Origin of the sequence: Paenibacillus ihuae (assembly GCF_001368795.1) — a bacterium.
Classification (GTDB): Bacteria; Bacillota; Bacilli; order Paenibacillales; family Paenibacillaceae; genus Paenibacillus_AQ; species Paenibacillus_AQ ihuae.
Genome location: NZ_LN831204.1, coordinates 38,356 through 61,890, shown reverse-complemented (window position 1 = coordinate 61,890; position 23,535 = coordinate 38,356). Strand labels below are relative to the sequence as shown.

At 45.6% G+C, this 23,535-nt stretch carries 27 protein-coding genes and 2 pseudogenes; 7 read left to right on the top strand and 22 right to left on the bottom strand.

Annotation, left to right across the window (positions count from 1 at the left end; translation table 11 throughout):
- Positions 1-27: 27 nt before the first annotated feature.
- From AQR02_RS28120 to AQR02_RS28095, 6 genes are all read right to left on the bottom strand, one after another.
- Positions 28-342, bottom strand: coding sequence for a YunC family protein (locus AQR02_RS28120; protein WP_023559069.1), 315 nt, complete (start codon positions 340-342; stop codon positions 28-30).
- A 159-nt stretch (positions 343-501) separates the two neighbouring features.
- On the bottom strand, positions 502-2,019 hold the full coding sequence (locus AQR02_RS28115; RefSeq protein WP_054943628.1) for a phospholipase D-like domain-containing protein: 1,518 nt from the start codon (positions 2,017-2,019) through the stop codon (positions 502-504).
- A gap of 80 nt (positions 2,020-2,099) precedes the next feature.
- The gene (locus AQR02_RS28110; protein ID WP_029197844.1) at positions 2,100-2,306 is read right to left on the bottom strand and encodes a DUF1657 domain-containing protein; all 207 of its coding nucleotides are present in this window, start codon (positions 2,304-2,306) and stop codon (positions 2,100-2,102) included.
- 116 nt (positions 2,307-2,422) lie between these two features.
- Positions 2,423-2,971, bottom strand: a complete 549-nt coding sequence (locus AQR02_RS28105; RefSeq protein ID WP_245237779.1) for a CBO0543 family protein — start codon at positions 2,969-2,971, stop codon at positions 2,423-2,425.
- Positions 2,972-3,033: 62 nt separating this feature from the next.
- Complete coding sequence (locus AQR02_RS28100; RefSeq protein ID WP_023556420.1) at positions 3,034-3,507, bottom strand: hypothetical protein; 474 nt, start codon at positions 3,505-3,507, stop codon at positions 3,034-3,036.
- Positions 3,508-4,222: 715 nt separating this feature from the next.
- Complete coding sequence (locus AQR02_RS28095) at positions 4,223-4,426, bottom strand: hypothetical protein (RefSeq protein ID WP_054943627.1); 204 nt, start codon at positions 4,424-4,426, stop codon at positions 4,223-4,225.
- Positions 4,427-4,663: 237 nt separating this feature from the next.
- Here AQR02_RS28095 and AQR02_RS32700 point away from each other — a divergent pair, with 237 nt between their 5' ends.
- Positions 4,664-4,837: a hypothetical protein gene (locus AQR02_RS32700; protein ID WP_153784608.1), complete on the top strand. Its 174-nt coding sequence runs from the start codon at positions 4,664-4,666 to the stop codon at positions 4,835-4,837.
- A 174-nt stretch (positions 4,838-5,011) separates the two neighbouring features.
- Here the strand turns inward: AQR02_RS32700 and spoVAE are convergent, their stop codons facing one another.
- From spoVAE to AQR02_RS28075, 4 genes are read right to left on the bottom strand one after another with little or no spacing between them, the layout of a single operon-like run.
- On the bottom strand, positions 5,012-5,362 hold the full coding sequence (gene spoVAE / locus AQR02_RS28090) for a stage V sporulation protein AE (RefSeq protein ID WP_054943626.1): 351 nt from the start codon (positions 5,360-5,362) through the stop codon (positions 5,012-5,014).
- Entirely contained in the window at positions 5,359-6,378 is a 1,020-nt protein-coding gene (spoVAD, locus tag AQR02_RS28085) for a stage V sporulation protein AD (protein ID WP_054943625.1), read from the bottom strand. The genes spoVAE and spoVAD overlap by 4 nt, the downstream gene beginning before the upstream one ends.
- 1 nt (position 6,379) lies before the next feature.
- Positions 6,380-6,859, bottom strand: a complete 480-nt coding sequence (gene spoVAC / locus AQR02_RS28080; protein ID WP_005832062.1) for a stage V sporulation protein AC — start codon at positions 6,857-6,859, stop codon at positions 6,380-6,382.
- Between the two features lie 44 nt (positions 6,860-6,903).
- On the bottom strand, positions 6,904-7,764 hold the full coding sequence (locus tag AQR02_RS28075) for a DUF421 domain-containing protein (protein ID WP_054943624.1): 861 nt from the start codon (positions 7,762-7,764) through the stop codon (positions 6,904-6,906).
- A gap of 210 nt (positions 7,765-7,974) precedes the next feature.
- Between AQR02_RS28075 and AQR02_RS28070 the strand changes: the two genes are divergently transcribed.
- The 3 genes and pseudogenes from AQR02_RS28070 to AQR02_RS34995 all read left to right on the top strand — a co-directional run.
- Positions 7,975-8,181, top strand: coding sequence for a DUF1657 domain-containing protein (locus AQR02_RS28070; protein ID WP_007781230.1), 207 nt, complete (start codon positions 7,975-7,977; stop codon positions 8,179-8,181).
- A gap of 529 nt (positions 8,182-8,710) precedes the next feature.
- Positions 8,711-9,115: a phospholipase D-like domain-containing protein gene (locus tag AQR02_RS35000; RefSeq protein WP_245237778.1), complete on the top strand. Its 405-nt coding sequence runs from the start codon at positions 8,711-8,713 to the stop codon at positions 9,113-9,115.
- Positions 9,116-9,186: 71 nt separating this feature from the next.
- Positions 9,187-9,305: pseudogene (locus AQR02_RS34995) on the top strand (DUF421 domain-containing protein); the annotation flags it as partial.
- A 182-nt stretch (positions 9,306-9,487) separates the two neighbouring features.
- Here the strand turns inward: AQR02_RS34995 and AQR02_RS28060 are convergent.
- The 4 genes from AQR02_RS28060 to AQR02_RS28045 all read right to left on the bottom strand — a co-directional run bounded on the left by AQR02_RS28060 (position 9,488) and on the right by AQR02_RS28045 (position 12,321).
- Positions 9,488-10,531 carry a YkvI family membrane protein gene (locus AQR02_RS28060; RefSeq protein WP_054943622.1) on the bottom strand — a complete coding sequence of 348 codons (1,044 nt, stop codon included), beginning with the start codon at positions 10,529-10,531 and terminating at the stop codon, positions 9,488-9,490.
- A gap of 221 nt (positions 10,532-10,752) precedes the next feature.
- On the bottom strand, positions 10,753-11,235 hold the full coding sequence (locus tag AQR02_RS35245) for a CBO0543 family protein (protein WP_280818673.1): 483 nt from the start codon (positions 11,233-11,235) through the stop codon (positions 10,753-10,755).
- A gap of 231 nt (positions 11,236-11,466) precedes the next feature.
- Positions 11,467-11,940 carry a hypothetical protein gene (locus AQR02_RS28050; protein ID WP_054943621.1) on the bottom strand — a complete coding sequence of 158 codons (474 nt, stop codon included), beginning with the start codon at positions 11,938-11,940 and terminating at the stop codon, positions 11,467-11,469.
- A gap of 78 nt (positions 11,941-12,018) precedes the next feature.
- On the bottom strand, positions 12,019-12,321 hold the full coding sequence (locus AQR02_RS28045; RefSeq protein WP_209444329.1) for a hypothetical protein: 303 nt from the start codon (positions 12,319-12,321) through the stop codon (positions 12,019-12,021).
- A gap of 205 nt (positions 12,322-12,526) precedes the next feature.
- Here AQR02_RS28045 and AQR02_RS35715 point away from each other — a divergent pair.
- A pseudogene (locus tag AQR02_RS35715) lies at positions 12,527-12,643 on the top strand (bacterioferritin-associated ferredoxin); the annotation flags it as partial.
- A gap of 45 nt (positions 12,644-12,688) precedes the next feature.
- Here AQR02_RS35715 and AQR02_RS28040 read toward each other — a convergent pair.
- The 4 genes from AQR02_RS28040 to AQR02_RS28020 form a co-directional block, all read right to left on the bottom strand.
- Positions 12,689-13,786: a Ger(x)C family spore germination protein gene (locus AQR02_RS28040; RefSeq protein ID WP_054943619.1), complete on the bottom strand. Its 1,098-nt coding sequence runs from the start codon at positions 13,784-13,786 to the stop codon at positions 12,689-12,691.
- Positions 13,767-14,924 (bottom strand): GerAB/ArcD/ProY family transporter, encoded by a 1,158-nt coding sequence (locus AQR02_RS28035; RefSeq protein WP_054943618.1) that lies wholly within the window; start codon positions 14,922-14,924, stop codon positions 13,767-13,769. The genes AQR02_RS28040 and AQR02_RS28035 overlap by 20 nt, the downstream gene beginning before the upstream one ends.
- Positions 14,924-16,414, bottom strand: coding sequence for a spore germination protein (locus AQR02_RS28030; RefSeq protein WP_159067863.1), 1,491 nt, complete (start codon positions 16,412-16,414; stop codon positions 14,924-14,926). The genes AQR02_RS28035 and AQR02_RS28030 overlap by 1 nt, the downstream gene beginning before the upstream one ends.
- 537 nt (positions 16,415-16,951) lie before the next feature.
- A complete protein-coding gene (locus AQR02_RS28020; RefSeq protein ID WP_028407024.1) occupies positions 16,952-17,155 on the bottom strand; it encodes a hypothetical protein in 204 nt (67 codons plus the stop codon).
- A gap of 218 nt (positions 17,156-17,373) precedes the next feature.
- Between AQR02_RS28020 and AQR02_RS28015 the strand changes: the two genes are divergently transcribed.
- A complete protein-coding gene (locus AQR02_RS28015) occupies positions 17,374-17,601 on the top strand; it encodes a YuzF family protein (RefSeq protein ID WP_054943728.1) in 228 nt (75 codons plus the stop codon).
- Positions 17,602-17,683: 82 nt separating this feature from the next.
- Positions 17,684-18,580, top strand: coding sequence for a manganese catalase family protein (locus tag AQR02_RS28010; protein ID WP_054943616.1), 897 nt, complete (start codon positions 17,684-17,686; stop codon positions 18,578-18,580).
- Positions 18,581-18,717: 137 nt separating this feature from the next.
- Here AQR02_RS28010 and AQR02_RS28005 read toward each other — a convergent pair whose 3' ends face one another.
- The 4 genes from AQR02_RS28005 to AQR02_RS27990 are packed head-to-tail and all read right to left on the bottom strand — an operon-like array spanning position 18,718 to position 23,327.
- The gene (locus AQR02_RS28005; RefSeq protein WP_054943615.1) at positions 18,718-19,164 is read right to left on the bottom strand and encodes a hypothetical protein; all 447 of its coding nucleotides are present in this window, start codon (positions 19,162-19,164) and stop codon (positions 18,718-18,720) included.
- The gene (locus AQR02_RS28000; RefSeq protein WP_054943614.1) at positions 19,161-20,792 is read right to left on the bottom strand and encodes a tyrosine-type recombinase/integrase; all 1,632 of its coding nucleotides are present in this window, start codon (positions 20,790-20,792) and stop codon (positions 19,161-19,163) included. The genes AQR02_RS28005 and AQR02_RS28000 overlap by 4 nt, the downstream gene beginning before the upstream one ends.
- The gene (locus AQR02_RS27995) at positions 20,785-22,182 is read right to left on the bottom strand and encodes a tyrosine-type recombinase/integrase (protein ID WP_054943613.1); all 1,398 of its coding nucleotides are present in this window, start codon (positions 22,180-22,182) and stop codon (positions 20,785-20,787) included. Before AQR02_RS27995 ends, AQR02_RS28000 begins: the two co-directional genes overlap by 8 nt.
- Positions 22,179-23,327: a tyrosine-type recombinase/integrase gene (locus AQR02_RS27990; RefSeq protein WP_228551779.1), complete on the bottom strand. Its 1,149-nt coding sequence runs from the start codon at positions 23,325-23,327 to the stop codon at positions 22,179-22,181. The genes AQR02_RS27995 and AQR02_RS27990 overlap by 4 nt, the downstream gene beginning before the upstream one ends.
- Positions 23,328-23,535 lie beyond the last annotated feature (208 nt).

The following is a 23,535-nucleotide window of genomic DNA, read 5'->3' as shown; positions in this document are numbered from 1 at the left end:
TACTTTCCTTAAGAATGGACTCAACAATTACCTGCCCCCGCTTACCATCTTTAAAAGCGCATCTGCTCCTTTCATTCCAGGGCGAATTCCGCGTAATTCCGCCTCTGTAGTAACCATATCGAGTGGGGCATCCAGCAATTGCTCTATGGTTCGCACCCCGGTTGCGCGTCCTGCGACAATGCGGCGATCGTTTAATTTCTCATTTAACAAACGGATATCCAGCGCGCCGCACATGATATATCCGTGATCGGTTGTGATGGCAAGAAGTGTTGTTTTGGGCAGGGCGACCTCGATACTTATAACCTGATGACCTTCCACTTCAATCGGTTTCATCATGATCATCTATGATGCAGCTCCTTTTTTTCTACACTATATGCCGGGCGTGATATTTGCACCATAGACGGTAGCCCAAATCCGATATTACTTGTCTTCGTTGGAAGCCTTCTCCCCTTTCGCCAGTGGAAACTGGACTTCGATTCAATTCCATGTAACTTTTGAGATTTATAACAAAGGAGACAACAAACGCGCCGCTTGATCAAGCATGCGCTCGGAAGAAGTACGATGCATATGATCTTCCAAACGATATGGAGTAGCCTCGGCGAGATCCCGTTCGAATTGTTCCGTAAGCTCCCGGGCCACATCGGAATGATACATCACTGCACACACTTCGTAGTTTAAACGGTAACTACGGAGATCGTAGTTGGACGAACCCACTTCGGCAATCTCGCCATCGATAATCATGACTTTCGCGTGCAATACCCCTTTGTTGTACTGAAACACATCGATCCCTGCTTCCACGAGTTCGCCATAATACGTACGGCTTGCAGCTCCTGCAACTTTAGGAATCACTTGGCGCGGCACCAGTAATCGCACTCGAACGCCACGCGCCGCGGCTGTTTTGATGGCCATCATGATATCCGCATCGGGTATAAAATAAGGGTTGGTCACGTCGATGGTTCGGGTCGCCTGCGTCAGGCAGATGAAATGCATTTCCCGAATGACCGGAGTAGGCAGCCCGGGATTGCCTTCGAATATCTGTATATAGACGTTATGCGAATCCTTGGACGGGGAAGCTTTTCCCATGAGGGTGCCTTCCATCGTTCCCAGCTCCGATCCCCATTCCCATCCGTATCCGGATCGTTCTGTTTTGCCGGATAGAAATGGATGAATGGCTTTATCGTCTGAAAGTTGGGCCGATTCAGGGATAAATTTTGCCTTTCTCGTTGAATGGAGCATGTCCGGTGACGCCATTTTCCAGTGAGCCTCAAAAACGGCTTTCACATCATCCGCTGTTTCGCCGGTTAACCGCATATGAGTGTCGCGCCAAAAACCGACATCCGGCTTCATTCCAGTATACTCGTCCCCAACGTTGATTCCTCCCATGAAGGCTTCCTTTCCGTCGACGATGACGATCTTGCAATGATCCCGGTATGTCAAGTTGGATAGTACCCAGGGGATTCGCAAGGGAAAGATGGTCCTGCATTCAATGCCTGCTTCCATCATCCGGCGAACCGCATGTTTGGGAAACGACCGGCTTCCCCAGCCATCCCTTATAAAACGAATGTTCACACCGGATAAAGCCCGGTCAATCAGCACATCTGTGATACGTTTACCGATATGGTCATTCCGGTATATGTAATATTCCAGATCGATTGACTTTTGTGCGGCCTGAATTGATTGAAGGAGTTTTCCGTAGGTTTCCATCCCGTTCGTGAGGATTTGGACGGAACCGGTTCGAAGGCCACTGACAGACAAAGGTTGCAAAGCCCGAGCGATAACAAAAGCGGAGTCACCACATGCTGTAGGCAACGCTATTGGGTTATTGTGCGAAGAAACGAGCTTGTCCCGCCGCATTTGCACAGGATTCGTGACGAACAGGTAACAAACGAATCCGATAATCGGTAATACAAGTCCGACTGATATCCAAGTCAACGCTTTGGCGGGGCGGCGCACCTCCCGAACCGCAATGATGATCAATAGTGCCGTATTTACTAGCCATAATCCTGCTATCCATGCCAAGAAAATCAGCCTCCCAATCCAGTCATCTACGAGGGAATAAAGGGGCAGCCATGCCGAGAAGAGATCGGCATGGCCCTTTATTAGAAACCTTTATACTGCGGTTCTTCCTGTTCAATTTGTTGTAACCGTGGAGTGACCTGGTCAATGATGTTTTGTGTCTGTTGCGCTGCATTTGTGAAAGTGGTTTTGGCCTGTTGGTTTTGTGTGTTTAACGCAAACTGTTCAAAGCTGGCCTGCGCGCTTTTTAATGAAGCTACAGCTGTTTTCACTTGAGAAGCTACCGTCACGTTGATCACCTCCTGAAATGGCATCCATATGTAATATGTCAACCTGTCAGAAAATTAATGAATGGTAAAATTTGATGATTGGCTATTGTCAGGGGTTAGAGTCTTCCTGAAAAGACTTACCGCAATCTATGCCCTTCTTGGCAATGCTTGAAGCCAGCAGGTACAGCCCTACATAGATTAGGAAACGAATATGTATGTTTCCAGTGAACGGGGTGGTATAAATCGGCCATTTGTGAGACCGGCTCGGCCACAAAAGCGGAAAATCCCCCAAATAGGAGAGCTTTGAACAACGGATGTATGCCAGACTTGTACTGGTGTAAGAACATAACCGTGACGGGAAGAAGTGAAAAATTCCATGGAAAATTGGCCGGCATGAACGGTATGACTTCCCAATGATAATGCCAGAGTCCCATGGCAATCCCAAGCTGGTCCAACCACGATGTCACGATAATCATCGTAAACCCGGATAGGAGAAACTGTCCCGTAGCTCTCTTATCCCGAAATCCGATCCAAAATAGCCAGGGGCATATCGATAAACCTACTCCAAACCACCATTGCCGCGTAAACAGTACGTGAGTGCGCCAAATGTCAGTCATGTTGCGGTGTGCTTCAACAATCAATTGATAGGCTTGTTCGATTGCATGATGAATCTGATTTTCGTCCACTGATATGCCACCCCTTTCCGTTATCCGCTTACCGATCATTTTTCATCCGATATGTGCCTGTTTTATATACGCGAGTTTCCATACAGTATATTCGACGTTACAAATACGCCGACCGGCGGCAGCGAAGTTGAAGGCGGTTGCGGTGGGATATAGCCGCTATACCCCGCCAAGCTTATATCAGTTGTCGCTACCCAGGTTCCATATTCGCCCGCCTGTAAAGAAGAGGGTAGCATCCGCAGACGTCCGGTGAGAACCAAATGCCGAAGTTGAATCTTGACATCGTCATAGATGGTTAATTGGCCGGAGTAGGCGGCGTAGGGGGAATGAAACATGATCTGCTGCGTGCTTTCATTCCAACTTCCTTCAATCGGAATCGGCGTTCCGCGAAATTGGATGGTGCCTTGAATTTGCTGGTCCTGCAAAACACGCATCACTAGTTTGCCCCACACAACCGGTCTTCCGGCGACAGATGCATGAACTCCCCATATGGAAAAGGGAGGTAAACTCTTTGTACTTGTTTGAGCCGCAACGGACATGATTCATCACTCCTCAAAGTTAGATCACGTCATTATATGCGTCCTCGGAAAAAATGCCAGTCACTGGGCAAGAATTCTTTGCAGATAACCGAACATGATCAAGTAAAAGAAGATGGACTTTCTCTTATACTGGTTGTTTCTTAATGCAGACAGGTTTCGAACAAAATTGTTTCAACCCATCCCAGTTGCCCCAGATGCAATTTTTACATCGATTTGGTTGTCTTGGGGCAGAGGTAGTCCAGTTTTTAATGCTTGTACTGAATGTTGGTAACATGCAGGCATCCGCCTTTCCAAATTTATGCAAACAGCATTTAAGTTGTCCAGAAACGAATCATCCTATGCAGTTATCCGCATCGTGAAAGTCCGCTTGGATTTGATCCCATCTACCCTTGTCCCCTGCATACAAATATCAAAGGCCGGAGCAACCCATTTTGGGCAACAGCCGGCCATTTGGTCCTATTTCGCAGGCATTCTACCGATGGCTCGAATCGCAAACATTTTTCACACACCGATTCTCCCAGTTGTTGCAGAAGTCCTCATATACTTGCTCTACGCCACAGTCGGATAGCATGTGCCTGGCCAAAAAGTCATACCAGAACTGGTCGAAAGACAAGGGCATCCGGGTTCCATATTGGGAACGAAGGGTTACATAGCGGTCCCAGATTTTGATTCGGAATGCTGCCAATTCATCACATCGCTCCATGTCGGTTCGCCTTTAAGCGACGCTGGTGTCGCTGGATATTTCTGACGTTTTCGCTTTTTCTTCGGAGAGCTTTTGAAATTGTTTCGCCCTTTCCAGATGAAAGGTACGTAATTGTTCGTGATACTGAGCCATTTTCATGTGCCAATCGTACATTTGCCTGACATAAGCGGCCTGGTCATGCGTATACATGGGCATTACCTGTTTGATAAACTGCATTTGAAAACATTCCTCCTTGGGTTAGGTAAAGTTGAACTTACAGCATTAGTCTATGGCAGGCGCATAGAAGCGACAACGGCATCCGCCCGGTTTCCGGTCATTTTATCGGGTTGGTTGTCTATATACAGGCGGAAACACAGCCTTTTGGGGACCTGACTCCTATGATGCATAAAGGATATGAAAATCGGAATAATATCAGTTGCATATTCTGAAAATGGCGAATGAAAAGGAGAAATTATGGAAAAAAGCGAACTTAAATCACAATTTAAACAGCGAATCAAAACGACAAGTAACAAATCTCCAATAATCTTGGATGGAAAGGCAAGTGAAAATGTTCCAACCGAGCCGAGTTTAATGGAGCGAACCAAAGAAGTGATGGAGAATATAGGAACCGAAATAAATAGCGTCTGACAGTATATGGCTTTTATAGCTTGGTCAACGTAACCTTTGAGATTATCGATGGGGACATTCCGTACAGATTGGAACAAGTAAATGTTTCTCATAATCAAAACCGGCCGGTTAGGGATCGCCCTGACCGACCGTTACAGTGTATTTTAGCCAACGAAATTCGGATTGGGCCCCGTATTATCCTTTGGGTTTTACAAACAATGCAGCGAGAAACGAAAAAATAATCGCAGCAGATATTCCGGCACTGGTCACTTCGAAAATTCCGGTGATGATCCCAATCCAGCCATTGTTCTCTAGTTCTTGAAGCGCACCATGGACAAGCGCGTTACCAAAGCTTGTAATCGGGACCGATGCTCCTGCCCCGGCAAATTCAATCAGCGGGTCATACCATCCAATTCCATCGACAATCGCGCCCAGTACAACAAGCAAGGTCATGGTGTGGGCCGGTGTAAGTTTCAAGATATCAAAACAAAATTGTCCGAAAACACAGATTGCACCGCCCACCAAAAAAGCCCAAAGAAAAATCATAATATCTCCCTCCCTGCCTCTATGGATACGGCATGAGCGATACAAGGAATGCTTTCCCCTTGTTGAAATGAAATCGGGGATAGCAGCGCCCCCGTAGCGACAACGAGGATTCGTTTCAGTTCACCTCTTCGCATCCGATTTAGCAAATGTCCATAGGTAACAACTGCCGAACAACCGCAGCCGCTTGCTCCGGCCTGAACCATTTGGGTTTCATAATCGTAAATCATCATCCCGCAATCGGAATATTCGGTTTGTTCGATGGGAAAGTTATGTTTCTTAAACAATTTACAGGCGATTTCATATCCGACTTTCGCAAGATCGCCGGTAACGATCAAATCGTAATAACCCGGTTCAATTCCCAAATCCCGAACATGCGCCTCAATGGTGTCTACCGCTGCAGGAGCCATCGCTGCGCCCATATTAAACGGGTCTTTAATGCCCATATCGATAACCCGGCCAATGGTGGCAGAAGTAACAACCGGTCCGTCACCTTCCGTGGATATGATGGCAGCACCGGCCCCGGTTACCGTATATTGGGCGGTTGGCGGTTTTTGCGAGCCGTACTCGGTCGGATATCGGAACTGTTTCTCCGCACTGGAATCATGGCTGCATGTCCCCGCCAACACAAATTTCGCCGAACCGGAATTTACAAGGTTAGCTGCTAATGCCAGACTTTCCATCGAGGTTGAGCAAGCACCAAACACACCGATGTAAGGGATCGATAATGTTCGCGCGGCAAAACTGCTGCTAATGATTTGATTCATCAAATCCCCGCCTATGTAAAACTGTACTTGTTCTTTTGTCAACCCCGCATTTTCAATAGCCAGTTTTGCCGCTTCTTCAATCAATACCTTTTCTGCTTTCTCCCAGCTCTTTTGTCCCATCATGGATTCTCCATGGACAATGTCAAAATCTTTGGCCAGCGGGCCTCTTCCTTCAAATGGACCCACTACCGTTGCTGTTGATCGGATGAACGGCTTGTTCTCAAATAGCCAACTCTGGTGTCCCTTTAACATATTAAGAGCCTCCCCCGCCTTTGATCAGCAAATGTACAATTCCTACCGCAAAGGCGGCGACTGTACCAAATACAATAACCGGTCCAGCCAGTTTAAACATTTTACCGCCAACACCGAGCACCATACCTTCACTCTGATGTTCAATCGCAGCGGATGCCATCGAATTCGCAAATCCCGTCACAGGCACTGCGGAACCCGCACCAGCCCATTGGGCAAACTTATCGTACACCCCCATGCTGGTCAGAATGACAGAAAGGAGGATCATAACCGCCACGGTAGGGTCTCCAGCTTTTTTCTCATCAAAGCCGCCCCAATGCACAAACATTTCCTGGATGGCTTGTCCAACCAAACAAATGGCCCCGCCAGCTATAAACGCACGAATGAAGTTTTTGAGTATGGGCCTCGGAGGTTCGACGCTTTGCGCCAATTCTTTATATTCCTGTTGTACCCGCGTTAAATTTTTCTTTATATTATTTGCCATGAACATCCTCCTCGATTTTCAGCTGACGTATAATTAGCGAATTGTTAACGAATCAGCAATGGTTTAACTTCATCAATAATCTTTTCTAACGCTTTTGAACATTGCTCGTACATCTGCTTTGTATTTTGTTCTTTGGTAGATAAGCCAAACATTTCGAGATCCGCTTCACACTTTTTCAATGTTGCAAGCAACGCGGCTTTTTTCTGGGGTTTCGGTACTTTGATCTGATCATCAAATAAATCAACGTATAGCTGGCCATAGGAATCCACCTGTCCAAGAAATACGTTATCAATCGAAACACCTAATTTCTCCAGTTCCGTATCCAGCCATTTCCTGTTTAGACCTATCGTGGCAAGCGGTTCGTCCATTATTTTTCCATCCATAATGACCGATTGAGGTTCTTGTTCTGGCCCGACATTTATTCCCAGGTGTTTAGGCGTTAACGGTTGATTTTCCTTGGTTAAAAGAACGCTAACGTCACCGCTTGACTCCATGATGGCGAATTCAACATCGGCAGCTTTGAACACATTCTTTATTCGAAGCTGTTCCATAAGTTCATCCGTGGTAATCCTTTCTTTTTTTAGGTTATCCTCCATGATCTTGCCGTCCTTAATGAGCACTGTTGCTTTGCCGTCGAATAGGTCTCTTGCCGTTTTGCTTTTCAGCTGTAGAAATTCAATCCCTAAAGAAACAACGGTCCAAACCGTCATCGCAACCAAGCCTAAATACCAATTGGTCTCCAGATCCAACGAAACGTAAGCTGCAAGGCTGCCGATCGTGATTCCGGTGATATACTCAAACAATGACAGCTGTGATACCTGCCGTTTCCCCAATATCTTCGTTAGGACAAAAAGTACCCCCATAGCCAACAACGTTCGCAAAGCGATTTCTACCCAATCCGGCATAATATCACCATTCCTTTCCAATCACATTAATCGACAAAAGTTAATATGTCCTAATTCCATTATTTTCATGCATTTCCATTTGAATTTTTTTCTAACGTATACTTTTGTTGCGAGACGGAAATATTAATTTCGGTATGGGGAGAATGTAAGCATCTATTCCTATTACCCCTGAAACATTATCCTATCCTAAGGTAAAGGAGGTGACATTCCGTGACAGTTGCTTCTCAAGTGAAAACGTGCGTAGCATCTTTAAAAAGTGCTCAGGCGAGTCTGGAACAATTTGCTTTGGAAACACAAAATCAAGAAGCAAAATCGCTCTTTACGAATGCGGCCCAACAAACACAACAAATCGTGCAGCAAGTAGAAAGCCGCGTACAACAGTTGGAAAATGAAGAGCCTCAATATAAGGGGTTTTAAGAAAAACAGACAAACCATGAATATTGAGGACATGGCTTGTCTGTTTTCATCGGTGAACAGATTAGAAAAGAGATCAAACCCTACAAGTTGAGTAGGGTTTGATCTCTTTTCGCCACTATTCTTTTGTTTAGACAGCTAACCTTGGATAAACCTAAACACTGCCGCCCCCATCGCCACTGCTAAAGCTGACAGTATCCAAGTTCCCCCTCGGCCCAACGCACGCCCATGGCTACGGCCGCCAAATGATGAAGGTTGGAATTGAATGCCGATCTTTTTTCCCCATTCGCTTCCCTTGGGCGCTGTCCTATTGGAGTTGCCGAAATCATTGTAAGATTGTTGTATTCGATGGTCAGGAAGCTTTTACTGGAGGCATCAATATCGGGGATGAATATACCGGATTAAAGTCGAATGTCGGCTTTGACGCGACACCCATATTCGAATAGTGGTTTAACCTTCAAACGAACTGCAAGCAGTCTTCGACGCCCATTGGAATATCGCGCCTTACTTTGTGCCAGATGCAGACATTATTATGGCGATTAAAGCAGCTTTGGTTCGCGGTGTCCGAGTGCGCTTAGTTCCCCGCCACGTGGTATCGATCATCGTTGGAGCTGCAAGTCGGACCTACTATGGAGAACTTTTGGAAGCCGGGGTTCATATCTACCTCTACAATAAAGGCGTGTTGCATGCGAAGTTAATGATCATTGACGGAGAAATTGCCGAGATAGGCTCCTCAAATTTTGATTTAAGAAGCTACCGTCTGAATTATGAAGTGTGCGAAGTTGTGTACAGTTCTGAAGTAGCACGAAAACTGGCGGAACAATTCGAGCATGATCTTGCGGACTCCATTCCCTTACGGATGGAAGTCCCGCCTCAACGCACGCATTTGCAGCGGATTCTCGATCAAACGGCGTGCTTGCTTTCACCAATCATTTGATGAAAGAGGAAATGAAAAGTTGTTTCTTCAATTCTCAATTGAGTTCTTGCTAGGTTTTGTAGGATTGTCCATTGTCCATCATTACAAAGATGTTAGGGAAAAACCAATTTAGTCAAGTAACACCGTTTGACTTCATTTCAGCTATTTTTTAGGTGAAGTCGTTGGAAATACTCTATATGACATGCAACTGTCTACCCTATGCTGTATTCTTTATTCTTATGGAGGTCATTTATGTTAGCTATTAAGACGGCAGGCCAAAAGTCTTGGAAATAAGAAGTTGGATCGATGGAACCCTGTGCCTTAATTCCGATAGTAGCATAATTACCCAATAGTTGGATTTCGTGCCGAATCAACTTATAAAAATATGGAGACTTAGTCCCTGGGCATCCGTTGAGCTGCTAAAAAAATAAGAAGTATCAAACCCATATACCCAAATAGCGGATAAAGATAAGTAAGTAAGGAGGTGAAACCGGCTTGACTAATCAAAAAACTAGCAAGTAATATGCCAAGAACTAACCAACTTTTAGGAAGATTATATAGACTTTGGATTTGACGAGAAATTCCGAAAACATTGCCTATCAATGTGGTGAATATTTCTCCATAGATTACGAGCAAAAACAATACATGAAAAAACCGCCCGAAATCTCGAATAATCTCGGCCATCGGAATATCGTATTGAAGAATCTCGGGCATCTTTGAGCTCATTGCAAAATGGCTGACAAGAAGCATAAAACCAAGACCAATGCCTCCCCAAAACCCTCCCCATTTTAATGCGCTTTCGTCATCCACCTCACTCCCCAGAGGAACCATAACGGCTAGAATAAAAGCAAAATTCAATCCTGCATACACAAACGGACTCACGAACCACTTCAAATTGTACAGTTGTTGGTTCTGCCAACCGACTATATCAAAAATATTGTCTATTCTGACAACCTTTACGACAAGGAGAATAGTGAAAAAAAGCATCATGGGAACAACTAACGAGTTTACGAACATAATTCCGCTGATTTCCTTCGTCATCACCAGATAACACAAAACGATGCTGATGATAATACCCAGTTGATAGGGTAGACGGAGTTGTTCTTCGAAAATGGTACCGGTTCCTGAAAGCATCACGGCCGTTACCCCAAATAGAATAATTAAAGTCAAGGCATTTGCGACTTTGCCGAAAATCTTGCCAAACAGATAAACATTAAACTCCTGATATGAAAATGCTTTGATATGGTGAGCTAGAATCATCATTTTAGTGCCGATCCACACAAAAAGAAAGGTGCTGCATAAAATGCCTAATACCCCATAGGCTCCGTATACCGTGAAAAACTGCATAATCGACTGTCCTGAAGCAAATCCGGCTCCCACCACGGTTCCCGAATATGTTGCGGCGATTTGTATTATCATACTTGTATTTTTCTTCATATTTCACCCATGTCCTGGTATAGTATAGAATCATTAAATTCTATGCTTAAAAAAAATGCTTATTCCAAAAGGAACTCGTTGTCAGCCGTTATGACGAGAATCGATAGTGGTCCGGTAGATCATCAATTAACAAACTTGAGTCTTTAACAATGACATGGTAAATATGCAGCTCATGAATCTGGGCATGATTTTTGGAATCGGTAAACTTATGGTTTTGGCCTTTATTTATCTACCGAGGATGAATCTGTGCAATCAACGCCCCGCTTGGCGATGCTCGAAGCCAGCAGATATAGCCCCACATAGATAGGAAACGAATATGTATGTTTCCAGTGAACGGGGTGGTATAAATCGGCCATTTGTGAGACCGGCTCGGCCACAAAAGCGGAAAATCCCCCAAATAGGAGAGCTTTGAACAACGGATGTATGCCAGACTTGTACTGGTGTAAGAACATAACCGTGACGGGAAGAAGTGAAAAATTCCATGGAAAATTAGCGGGCATGAATGGTATGACTTCCCAGTGATAATGCCAAAGTCCCATGGCAATCCCAAGCTGGTCCAGCCACGACGACACGATAAGGAGAAACTGTCCCGTAGCTCTCTTATCCCGAAATCCGATCCAAAATAGCCAGGGGCATATCGATAAACCTACTCCCAACCACCATTGTCGCGTAAATAGTACGTGAGTGCGCCAAATGTCAGTCATGTTGCGGCGTGCTTAGACAATCAATTGATAGGCTTGTTCGATTACATGATGAATCTGATTTTCGTCCACCGATGCCACCCCTTTCCGTTATCTGGATACCCATCATGTGCTCTTCTGTTGACAAGACGATGCACCCGCGATTCCATTTCCATACCCTGCACAGAACCCGGCACCGATCATTTTTTATCCGTCAAGGCCATGTTTGGGGACAATGACGGATATGTGCCTGCTTTATACCCGCGAGCTTCCATACAGTATATTCGACGTGACAAATACGCCGACCGGCGGCAGCGAAGTGAAAGACGGTTGCGGTGGGACATAGCCGCTATACCCCGGCAAGCTTATATCTGTTGTCGCTACCCAGGTTCCATATTCGCCCACCTGTAACGAAGGGGGGAGCATCTGAAGGCGTCCGGTGAGGACCAGATGCCGAAGTTGAATCTGGACATCGTCATAGATGGATAAGTGGCCGGAGTAGGCGGCGTAGGGGGAATGAAACACGATCTGATGCGTGCTTTCATTCCAGCTTCCTTCAATCGGAATCGGTGTTCCGCGAAATTGGATGGTGCCTTGAATTCGTTGGTCCGGCAAAACACGCATCACGAGTTTGCCCCACACAACCGGTCTTCCGGCCACCGATGCATGAACTCCCCAAATGGAAAAGGGAGGTACACTCTTTGTACTTGTTTGAACCGCAACGGACATGATTCATCACTCCTCAAAGTTGGATCACGTCATTATATGCGTCCTCGGCAAAAATGCCAGTCACGGGGCATGGATTCTTTACAGATAACCGAACAGGATCAAGTAAAAGAAGATGGACAGTATCGTCATCGGGATGCTCCAAACCGGCTTTGTATGATGAAAGCGAAGCATCAGAAACATGTGTACATCAAAGAAAAGCGACCACCAGCAATTCCAGCCGTGGGAGTAGGTAATATAACCGAGGCGATATCCAACCCATTCTACACCGATATAGATCAGCACCCATTTTGCAATGTGAACCGCAGCCTTCCATTCGACTTCTGGAAAACGAGTCAGGTAGAGAAAAGCAGTCAAAGGATAAATGCAAAAGGTGTGCAGCATCACAACGCCGGTATAATTGATCAGTTGATCCGGTTCCAGACGCCACACATAAAATTTTTCGTGCGAAAAAAATTCGTAAAGATTTGGAAGCTACCTTACGATTCCAGAGGCGTCGAACGTCAATTCCTTTCACACATCCTGCAAGGGGGAATTCCTGTGGATTGCTGCGCACCTTCCGATCATGCCGGAATCGTATGTTGACCGGATCAAAACTCAGGTACAGGCTGGCCGCTGCGCATGCGAAATCCACAATCCGCAGGGGACTTGCTGTTTGGGGAATGTGAGCGCTTTTGTACGCGGCTTCAAACGTTCCATGTCATGAAGACGCGATCATTGGCGAGTGACACAGGGCGCGCGAGCTGCGTCTTCATCGCCGGTCCGCATGCGAATCGAGCATCCCGGTATGCTCCAACTTCAACGAAACATGGATCGTCACGTCCATATCCGGCCATCGTTGGTTCCACTGCTCACGGGTAAATGGCCGGCCCTTCCATCCTACCGTGTGCATGCCCAGGCCGAACGGGTCGACACATAACGACTGCGTTCGACCGATGACTTTCTCCAGCTTTTCCTGGGTTCTCCGTTCAAGCGTACGCTCGAACTCCTGCAGTTCCCGTGGGCTGTCCGTCTTCTGTCCAGCGGGGACTTCTTCCACCCGTCCTTTAAGCATCACGTCAATATGAACGTTCCGGAACGAATCGGTGAAACGAATTTGCCGCTCGGTTTTGATACTGCCGAGCACGACATCCGCCGCTGGCAGCGGCACCGTCTTTTGAACGCCTCTCTTTTCATGCAACATTTGGAAAAAGACGTCATCGGGCAGCGAAACCGTCCCGACCATCTTATCCCCGCGGAACAGCGCCGTCCCGGAATAACGAAGTTCATTGTTCGCGACGGCGTAATAGGGAAGAACCGGATCGGCATAAGGGTTGTACACCCTGGCCAGGAATTCATGCACGTTGCTTGTCGTCAATTGCCCTTGCTTTTCGTAGTGCGCAAACATTTTGTACAGATACAAGTCGATTTCCTCCTGCCCGCTCTGCATCTGCCTGTTCAAATATCCGATCATATCGCCACGCACAACAGAGAGAAACACGCGGCTGGAAATTTCGGGATCACGCAGTAACGTATCGAGCAGAGACGTCAGCCCCCGGTTAGCCATGGCTTCGGAGAAGAAAATCATTCGGATCTGCCCCCCTTTCGTTTCCCGGTAATACTTCAAGTTTCGTAAGTATCTCCCTTCGATTAACGTATTGGAGGACGTGGTAATCACGCTCTTTTTCTCTTTCTTCAGCGGGGGAATGATGGTAGACAGCTTTACGGATCCGTCGTTCCCTTCATCCAGATAAAGCAATACAACCGGCGATATTTCCTCAATGGTATTGGTTTTATCGACAAACGAGCAACCGCCGAGAACAAGCAACGCCAGTAATAGAAGAAGCGGTTTATGACGAGCCGCCGGCATGTCGGACCCTCCATTTCCTGCGAATCGTGATCCATCCCAAGAGGAAGAAGCCAAAAGGCAAAACGGTATAGGTGCTGGCATCCAGCCATGAAAGCCAGGTGATCCACTCCTTGGCTTTCCATTCATCCGGCCATATCCAGCGACCGGCCATCCATGTCAGCAGAAGCATCATCAAAAACGCCAACCAAAACGGCGCTCTTCCTTCTGAAAGACGACTGCGCGCAAGACATTGGATTGCTCCCGCCGCATACAATAGAAGGATGGCGACGACGTAAACGACGGAAATGGCGTAGGCTGGAATCAGAATCATTTCCAGCCGTTCGGCGAAAGGAAGCTGAATATACCGGATCAGATCGACGATCGGCAAGTCTTGCCGCTGCAAATAATCAGATCCGTAAAACGTCAGGCAAATGACAAAAAAGAATATGTATTCGAATGCGGTAAATGCATTGGCGGAAATCAGAGCCGTTTTCAATTTCTTCGCGTCTACCGCCTCTTTCGGCAATGCCAGCATATATTCGGGACCGGAGAACGCCGCCCATACCGTAAGAAAGGCTTGCCAGATGCCTTGGGGCATGTGCTCCGGAAGAAGAGGGAGCAGATGGCGGTATTCGGCAGCCGGCGAAAACGCAAACGGCACGTACAGGAAGGTAACCCATATCGTGCCGACAAACGCAACGATCGCAAAACGAACGGTCCTCTCCATGCCCAATCGAGCCAGGTATACGCAAGCACACAATAGCAGGATGCCAAACAACGTAGCATGTAAGGCGGGAAACAAAATATGGTGCACAATATCGACATAACCCATCATCAGCACGATACCTTTCATCAAAACAGCGAACAGCCCCGCAAGCAAAAACAGGAAAGACACCGCCGATCCCAACGTGCGGACGATGCCGAGATAACCGCCGGGCGTTTCTTTCCATGCAAAACAGCGGGCAATCATCAAAATGTTGAGGTGCGAGCATCCCGCCGCCAGCAGGATGAGGCCGATCATAACCGGCTCCGCAAGCACACTGGGCAAATATAAAAGATAATATAACGTTTGCATCCGGTTCGCCCAGAAGGCGAGGGACAAGAAACCGAAGGGCGCTGAAATCGAAAACAAACCGGCCGAACCTACACGAGAAGCCATCACGGTTTCCTCCCGGTAACGCGCATCCGCTGCAGCGGCTTCAAATAAGCCGGCCTTGTGCGCATCCTGGACAGCGGAGCACGAAACACCGTATCTTTCCAGTCGCTTGCGAAAAACGGGCTCAGCGGGGACAAATACGGTTGCCCGAGCGAAGTCAATCCGTGCAGGTGGATGCACAGCCAGAGCAATCCGAACCCAATGCCCCACATGCCCAGCCATGCCGCCAGAATGAGCAGGGCAAATTGGAGCAGTTTGCTCGCGTTCGTCATCAAATAGTTGGGAGCAAGAAACGAGGCGATGGCGGAGATGGCGATCACAATGACCATCACATTGCTTGCGATTCCTGCTTCCACGGCTGCTTGACCGATGACAATACCGCCCACGACGCCGAGCGTTTGGCCGGATTTGGTCGGCATGCGCAAACTGGCTTCCTTTAATATCTCCAGCGTCAGCAGCATGAGCAGCGCTTCCCAGAACGGAGGATACGGAATTTCACTGCGGGATTGCATCAGGACAAACAGCATCTCCAGCGGAACCATCTGATAATGGTGAACCGTCACCGCCACGTAAGCCGGGGTCAAAAACAGAGCAATTACGAACGCGACAAAACGAAGCCCCCGCAGGAAGCTGCCCACCATCCATCGGTGAATATAGTCCTCCGGGGACTGAAACAGATCAAAGAACGTAATGGGCGCTACAAGCGCAAACGGCGTGTTGTCCACCAGCCAGACCACTTTGCCGCTGGCCAGCGCCGCGGCCAGCACGTCCGGACGGTCCGTCTGTTGAAATTGCGGAAAAACGCTGTTGACGTGGTCCTCCATCAAAGCGGAGATATGGGAGGAATCGAGAAGAACATCGAAATCAAATTGATTCGTTTTCATCTCTGCGATCCGCACCAGCTCCGGATTGACAATACCCTCCATGTACAGCAGCACAACAGAGGTTTTGCTTAACGATCCGGCGGTCCATTTCTTTGACTTTAGGCTTGCTACGGGCAGCCGGCGACGGATTAAGGTCAAGTTTTTGTCAAGGCGCTCGTTCAGGCTGTCTTTGGGACCGTACACAATCGATTCCTGCTCGGAAGAATCGATAGTGCGGCCGAGTTGATCCTGCTTTTTGACCGCGCAAACGTTCCCGATCTCATCAAAAACAAGAATTCCTCCCTGCAGGATGAGTTCTTCGGCTTGCTGCAACGTCGTTACGTCCACCCGATCTTCGGAAATCACCTTTTGTCCTGCTTGTTCGTCCGGGGCATGCAAAAGGGGAAGCACGATGTCGCTTTCGACCTGTTTTTGATCCACAAAGGAACGGATGTAAAACAGCTTGACTTTCCGCACTCCCGCATCCAACTCATGCACCTGTGCATCGTGAATATCGTGAAACAATTGCTGCACGTGCTGCGGAGACAAGTTGCCTGCGGGAGGTTGAGTGTCGGCTTCATTTGGCGTATAGCTTTTGTCTTGCTTTTTAAACCAGCCGATCCAATGCATCGGCTCCCCTCCTTTCGCATTTAGTCCGTGTATTATTTTTCCCGATATGACAAAAAACATGCCTCGCAGTTCCAGGTTGTTGGCAGTCCTGAGATTATGAGTCGGTTCGTGAAAAACCACGGGCTTCCTACGAGGCCACTGAAAAAAGTCCCCTCGCCTTCTTTCTGCGATGCAAAAAGTCCGTTTTTAGCCTGTGAGACGGCTTTAAACGGACTTTTCCTTATTTTCCTGCAACATCAAACTTAAAAATCGATGCATCACAGAAAAAACGTATCTTTTTCAGCGGCCTCCTTCCTGCCGATGACTTGATTCGTGAACATTTCGCAAACACTGATTCTCCCAGTTGTTGCAGAAGTCCTCATACACTTGCTCGACTCCGCTGTCGGCTATCATGTGTCTGGCCAGAAAGTCGTACCAGAACTGATCGAAAGACAAAGGCATCCGGGTTCCATATTGGGAACGAAGGGTTACATAACGGTCCCAGATTTTGATTCGGAATGCTGCCAACTCATCACATCGCTCCATGTCGGTTCGCCTTTAAGCGGCGCTGGTGCCGCTGGGTATTTCTGACGTTTTCGCTCTTTCTTCGGCCAGCTTTTGAAATTGTTTCGCTCTTTCCAGATGAAAGGCACGCAATTGGTCGTGATATTGAGCCATTTTCATGTGCCAGTCGTGCATTTGCCTGACGTAAGCGGCGTGGTCATGCGTAAACATGGGCATTGCCTGTTTAGTAAACTGCATTCAAAACCATTCCTCCTTGGGTAGGTGAATTTTGAACTTACAGCATCAGTCTATGGCAGACGTGTAGAAGCGACACCGGCATCCGCCCGGTTTCCGGTCATTTTTATCGGGTTGTTTGTCTATACACAGGCGGAAACACAACCTTCCTTACTTCGGCATAGGCTAAATGGTAACGAGAATGAGGAGGAGATTTCATCGTGTATGCTTATCCGAATGGAATGTACAGGGAAACGGCAAATCCCGCATTATCCACAGTAACCTTGGTTGACCCGTATTTTTATCACACCTTGCGCTCGCTTCAAGGAAAGCCGGTGGTTATTGAAACGTCTCGGGGCCCTGTTCGGGGTACGATAACCGACGTGAAACCGGATCATGTCTTGCTGCAAACAGACAATTCCTCATTTTTTCTGCGCACGCAGCAAATGATTTGGGTTATGCCCTCTTAGCGCTCCGGCGCGGCATGAGACAAACGTTCCCTGTCATAAAGATAATAAGAACTATTAATCTGATAAGGGGATGATGTCCGCCATGTTCAAGCGCATCAATCGATTGCCCATTGCATTGCCTGTTCCCAAACATCCGGACGCCAACGCCGCGGCGGCTGTGCAGGAACTATTAGGCGGCCGTTTCGGGGAGATGTCTACGTTGAATAATTATTTGGTCCAATCTTCGAATTTTCGCAGCAAAAAAAAGCTGAAGCCCTTTTATGAACTTGTGGCCAGCATTACGGCGGAGGAGGTTGGCCATGTGGAATTGGTGATGAATTCCATTAATTTATGCCTGTCCGGTTCCACATTTCCGGCAGATCCGGATGCGGCTCCTCTGCGCAACGGGCTTGACAAACGCAATACCTACCATTTTATTGCAACGGCTCAAACCTCGTTGCCCGGCGATTCGATGGGCAAAGCATGGAACGGTGATTATGTCTTTAACAGTGGCAATCTGGTACTTGATCTGCTGCATAACTTTTTTCTCGAATGCGGCGCCCGCACCCATAAGATGCGCGTGTACGAGATGACAGATCATCCTGTCGCCCGCGAAATGACGGGTTACTTGCTGGTCCGCGGGGGAGTTCATGTGCTTGCTTACGCGAAGGCGCTCGAAATCATGACCGGAGTCGACGTCAAAAAAATGCTCCCTATTCCCAATCTAGAGAATCGGGCATTTGATGCGACCCGCAAATACGAAGAACAGGGAATTCATCGAAAGTTATATACGTTTAGCGATTCAGACTATGAAGATATCGCTCAAATCTGGAAAGGATCCCACCCTTCCGACGGAGAGCGATTGGAAGTCGTCAGAGGAGTTCCCCAAGGAGGGGAAGTGCCCGATCTTGAAGAAGTGCCGGAAGAATTTGCCCCTGGCATCTCGAATGAGGATTTTATGCAGATTGCCCAACGGCTGCAAAAGCTCGCCGGATTGTAAGGTGTTGCGTTCCTATACGGGTAAGGGTTGCTGCTTATATGGCATGTATACGAAACCTTTATTTATGTTTATTTCTATTAGCCGCGCGCGACTCCCAGCGTGCGGCTCGTCACATAGTGGTGGTCAAGCACAAGCCTTTATTTGAATGGTTTCAATTGTCTCTCCCTTAGTTCTTGAATTTTATTTTCTAAATATTCGATACGAGATTTTAGTTGTGCTTTCTCTATGACATGTTTTCTGCATATTTCCAGAAGTTTCTCGTTCTTTTCCTTCTCATTCTGAAGCGCCTGCTTAACTTTTTCATACCGATTCCCAAGCAATCTTTTACCGCTTGGTCTGGTTGACGTTTCGATTGCAGTAGCTGCAATTTTTTCTGCCCCTTTCTCAATTTCCATCTGCAGCAAAATGGCTTGATCACAGCGTTCCTTAAGATCAGGACGATTATAGATCGTCTTTCGCTCAATGCCAGCTTTTTTAGCAATCGCTGATATGGACAGTTTTTTCTTCCCTTTTCGGAGGTTTGTTATTGCTTGTTCGATACGCTCCAGTGTAACGAGTTTATTTTCTTTAGAAGGGTCACTCATGCCATTCCCTCCCATTCGCTTGGTGTGATATTGTAATCTGAATGATTATCAATTCCGGAATAATTCACCTGGGTTTCCAACTCATCAATAATTCCTGCAAGGTATTTTTCAATTGTCTTTAACTTGTTCTCATAAAGGCCCCCAGAAGGTGCAGATGCCAATTCGCTACGAATTTTTTTCAACCGGCCTTTATGAACTTCAAGAAAGTCCGGAGTAGTCAAAAAATTGCGGCATCCTAAACATACCCCGTCGCCTTCACAAGGTTCATTTCGCATTGGATGGTGAAGACAAAGTCCATGTGACAAAATTTGAATCTTATGCGCTTTACGCAATTTATCAACTTGTTCGATGGTCTTTCCTTTGAATGGGTTATTTACTTTAAGCTTTTCTTTTATTTGAAGAGCCTGCTTACCAACAAGAACTGCGCCTTCATTGAATACTTTCGAGAACTTGTTCCTTACATCCTCTTGAAGCAGGTGTGTATAGTGCTGTGTACCTCTAATGGACTTGTGATTTAACAATTCCCGTATAGTTTCCAGAGAGGCCCCACCTTTTAAAGCATACGTAGCGCAAGCGTGGCGGAATGTATGAGATGAAAAATCAGCAATATCTCCATTTTTATATCGGAGATTGTGTTTTTGAAGCCAGGGTCTTAGAAAATTCTTTGACCAATTTGCATGGGAAACTATACACACGGGATATCCTTTGACATTACGTATTCGATTAAGAAATAAATACGGTAAGCCCGATTCTTTTCTTAACGGATCCGTGTATTTTTCAACTTTCGTAATGGCTTGTACGACAAGGGCATTCGCTGGTTTATACACCCTCGTAGGTTCGGCTTGCAGTTTACCGGTGTTGTATACTAATTTTGTTTCTCCGCCAATTGGCTCAATGGAGGCATTATACATCGTAATGATTTCGCTAATGCGAAGTCCAAGCTGCAATCCAACTACTACGCTAGCTGCAACAAGTATATTTTCGTCCATATCTAAATCACTTACTGCTTTACGCAATATCCGATCGATCAACTGTTCGTCCGATATTTTATCAATGTTTACTTGCTCTGCTTGCTTGGCATCCTTCTTTAACGCTTTGTTATTAATAATGAGCTCATTGTACATGCCCTGAACAAATCGAACATCTTTTGGAACATCCCAGCCTTTAATATTTCCCTTTAATAAGATTTCTTTTAACGCCAATGCACTTTTCTTGATTGAAACAGAGCTTATTGACTGACCACTTGTCTCGCTTTTCGCTTCAGGCAAATACGTAAAATACGTCTCCAATAAACTCTGATCAATTTCTGAAAACGACTCCACTTCCGGCGCATATTCTTTTATAAATTTAGAAAATCGAACAACACCGTCTAAATTTCGTTTGGCAGTTGAAAACTTGCCCGTGGTTAACTCATGATGCATAAACCATTTTATTACTTCTAGCATTTTGGGCTTATCAACAACAAATTCAAAATCAATCATAAGCCTCTTGCCAGACAAATGCTCTACATTAATAAATCCGTTAAAATCCCATACATTGTCTGAGAATTTACTATTACCGCAGCGGAAATCTAATTGGGGTATTAGGGGGTTGTAATCAAACAATTGAAGCTTTATACTTTCAACCACTCAGCATCGCCTCCAAACGCCCTATAATCGTTTCTAAGGCGTATTCAACAGTCTCAAGATGATTCGTCGTACCAATGTACTCCTGAGCCATATATGCCTCTCTGTTGGCTCTGAGACGATCCAAATGGTCTTTATGAATTGGTAAGTGTTCGGGAGTCGTGATAAACTTAGGACAGATCACGCACATATTAAATTTAGAGCATATCTTGCCCTCATTATTTATCGGCTTCTGACAAGCCCCATCAGGCAATGAAGCAGACAATAGCGTTTCCGTGTCGATTTTTTTTCCTTCTCCTATTTCCTTCTCACTGATTTCCTTGACTATCAAGCCGATAAATCCAAGCTTTTTATATTCGCTTTCAATTTTTGGATCTTTGACCTTTGCATATAAACTTGTAGAGTGTAATGATTCATGACCAAGATATTCTTGAATTTCAAACATACTCATACCCTTGTTTAGCATGTCCGTTCCAAGCGTATGCCTAAATGCGTGAAAGGTTAATGGGTATAATTCGCCATCGTTATCTCTGATATCATGCTTTTTGACAAACCGATAAAGTTTATCTCGAAATATTTTTTGGAGCAGTCTGGCATACCGTATATTCCGTTTTTGCCAGTAAAGACAAATGTAGTTTGTTGCAAGTTCTTTCCTGGCCACTTCTGAGTATTGTTCAAGTAGTTGAACTGCCCGTTTGACTCGATTTGATACGGGGATATATCTGTCAGCCTTATTTTTCGGAGAGAAAACATACAATACGGGTTTTCCTGTAAAATCTTCAGTTATACACCCCTCGGTTAGGTCCAAAACCTCTGAAAGCCTGATTCCCGAATCGATGCCGATCTCCACAATAGACTTCAAGAGGATGTTTTTCTCCTTTTTTAAAGCTATTTCAATCTGTTCCATTACATTATCGGGTATATACCTTGTCCTTAAAACATCATCTTGCTTAAGTGCTTGGTACTCATCTCCATCAAAAACCTGTCCCTCCGGAAAACCATCATACTCAAAAAACTGCCCATGTTCTATTACCCATTTTAGTGCAGACATAGCAACCGATCTTGTAGAGTTTGCTAATTGAATCTGTTGTAAATAATAAATATACATTTGAGTGATTTGGTGCGATAAATCGGCATAATCCATAATTTTCAAGTTGTATTCTTTCAGGAATTCAAAGAACCGTTTCAATGAATAATTATATCGATACAGTGTTTCGACACTCGGCTTCCCTAGACTCATGCATTCAATTGTTATTTGCTTATGTATTTTCTTGAACCATTTATTTGGCAAATATGAAAATTCAAAAGATAATTTATCACCATAACTCGATTGATACGGAACCTCCCATCTATCAGTTTTTGTATCAACTGTTGAAATATACGCTCTACTCAATTCAACTCCGCGCTCCTTCTCTGACGCATGAAGCTTTCATATGCCGTTGTTTTCGCTTCAAGCGACAAATGTTGATACTTACTCGTAGACTTAACATCATTATGACCTAACCTATCTTGGACATAACGCATATCAAATCCCGATTCGGTGAGTTCGGTTCCATGGGTGTGCCTAAGCATGTGAGAAGTGCATTTAATACCCACTTGTTCAGATAGCTTATTGAAGAGCTTTGTTATCGTATCGCGGATCATATATTGGCCAGGGCTGGTTTCATGATTCACAAATATCGTAAGATGTTTTCCATCATCAGGGCGATGATACAAGATATAATCCTCTATGGCAAAGACAATATCTCTGCTGACGGGTATTTCCCTTTCTAGTGATTTGATGTTGTGGTCTTTATGGTATAGTGGATCATGCTCTTTTACCTTTATAACCCCAACTTTTGTTTGAATCTCATAATCACCTATACGAAGACCTAGTGCCTCACTAATCCGGCAACCCGTTTCATAAAGAAATCTGAACAATAACTGATTTCGGGCATTCAAGCTCTCATCTGACTGTAACATCTCAAGTCCTTGATAGAGCTTTTCAACCTGTTCCCGAGTCAAACGCTTACCCTTAACTGATTTTTTCTCTTTAACTCGGAAGAAATTAAAACCCATATCTTTACGACTAACTTTCTGAACTAGGAAATGTCTGTTTTTTGAATCATCTTTATAAGTTAATGGGTTCTCCGTCACAAAGCCCCCAATCACTTCATAATATCGATAAAATGAGGCTATTGTTGCCATATACTTATTCTTTGTCTTTGCAGATTTCTCTTTGTCCGTCTTTCCGACTTTCGTTTTCAAATACTCAAGCCAAGAAAACATATCCGCTTTCCTAACCTCGTAAAATTTAAGCCCCACTTCGTTTAACCAAGTGAAATATTCCTTTAAGTCTCTACTATAACCTTCGATTGTGTTCTCAGAGTGCCCCTTCTCTTCTAAATAGTGAAGAAACAATGTTATTTCCTCGACAATGTTGTAGTCCTCATCCACAACTACTACATTTCGTTTTCCGGCCTCATTGAGAGTTTTTTCAATTTTCAGATTGCCCATATTCATCACCACCGAGATCAATCCTATATGATGTTTAGCCAATGTTTTCCCACTTTTACCGATCTTGAGTGTGTATATCATCCATCATCTATTATTATAGAGTTAATTGTCAATTATCATAGTTGAGTTCCGGAGTAAACTCAAGAAACAAAAGGAACGATTCGCACATGCAATGCTCTTCCGCCGCGGGTTCAATGAACTCTTTTGTGCTACCATAGAAAAAGGTGTGTTGCCATAAGGCCAACACACC

Bases quoted from the DNA above. Each gene is read 5' to 3' on its own strand.
- AQR02_RS28120 (WP_023559069.1), bottom strand. From the start codon at position 342: ATGATCATGATGAAACCGATTGAAGTGGAAGGTCATCAGGTTATAAGT.
- AQR02_RS28100 (WP_023556420.1), bottom strand. From the start codon at position 3,507: ATGTCCGTTGCGGCTCAAACAAGTACAAAGAGTTTACCTCCCTTTTCC.
- AQR02_RS28095 (WP_054943627.1), bottom strand. From the start codon at position 4,426: ATGCAGTTTATCAAACAGGTAATGCCCATGTATACGCATGACCAGGCC.
- AQR02_RS32700 (WP_153784608.1), top strand. From the start codon at position 4,664: ATGGAAAAAAGCGAACTTAAATCACAATTTAAACAGCGAATCAAAACG.
- spoVAE (WP_054943626.1), bottom strand. From the start codon at position 5,362: ATGATTTTTCTTTGGGCTTTTTTGGTGGGCGGTGCAATCTGTGTTTTC.
- spoVAD (WP_054943625.1), bottom strand. From the start codon at position 6,378: ATGTTAAAGGGACACCAGAGTTGGCTATTTGAGAACAAGCCGTTCATC.
- spoVAC (WP_005832062.1), bottom strand. From the start codon at position 6,859: ATGGCAAATAATATAAAGAAAAATTTAACGCGGGTACAACAGGAATAT.
- AQR02_RS28075 (WP_054943624.1), bottom strand. From the start codon at position 7,764: ATGCCGGATTGGGTAGAAATCGCTTTGCGAACGTTGTTGGCTATGGGG.
- AQR02_RS35000 (WP_245237778.1), top strand. From the start codon at position 8,711: ATGGCGATTAAAGCAGCTTTGGTTCGCGGTGTCCGAGTGCGCTTAGTT.
- AQR02_RS28060 (WP_054943622.1), bottom strand. From the start codon at position 10,531: ATGAAGAAAAATACAAGTATGATAATACAAATCGCCGCAACATATTCG.
- AQR02_RS35245 (WP_280818673.1), bottom strand. From the start codon at position 11,235: ATGACTGACATTTGGCGCACTCACGTACTATTTACGCGACAATGGTGG.
- AQR02_RS28050 (WP_054943621.1), bottom strand. From the start codon at position 11,940: ATGTCCGTTGCGGTTCAAACAAGTACAAAGAGTGTACCTCCCTTTTCC.
- AQR02_RS28045 (WP_209444329.1), bottom strand. From the start codon at position 12,321: ATGCTGCACACCTTTTGCATTTATCCTTTGACTGCTTTTCTCTACCTG.
- AQR02_RS28040 (WP_054943619.1), bottom strand. From the start codon at position 13,786: ATGCCGGCGGCTCGTCATAAACCGCTTCTTCTATTACTGGCGTTGCTT.
- AQR02_RS28035 (WP_054943618.1), bottom strand. From the start codon at position 14,924: ATGGCTTCTCGTGTAGGTTCGGCCGGTTTGTTTTCGATTTCAGCGCCC.
- AQR02_RS28030 (WP_159067863.1), bottom strand. From the start codon at position 16,414: ATGCATTGGATCGGCTGGTTTAAAAAGCAAGACAAAAGCTATACGCCA.
- AQR02_RS28020 (WP_028407024.1), bottom strand. From the start codon at position 17,155: ATGCAGTTTACTAAACAGGCAATGCCCATGTTTACGCATGACCACGCC.
- AQR02_RS28015 (WP_054943728.1), top strand. From the start codon at position 17,374: ATGTACAGGGAAACGGCAAATCCCGCATTATCCACAGTAACCTTGGTT.
- AQR02_RS28010 (WP_054943616.1), top strand. From the start codon at position 17,684: ATGTTCAAGCGCATCAATCGATTGCCCATTGCATTGCCTGTTCCCAAA.
- AQR02_RS28005 (WP_054943615.1), bottom strand. From the start codon at position 19,164: ATGAGTGACCCTTCTAAAGAAAATAAACTCGTTACACTGGAGCGTATC.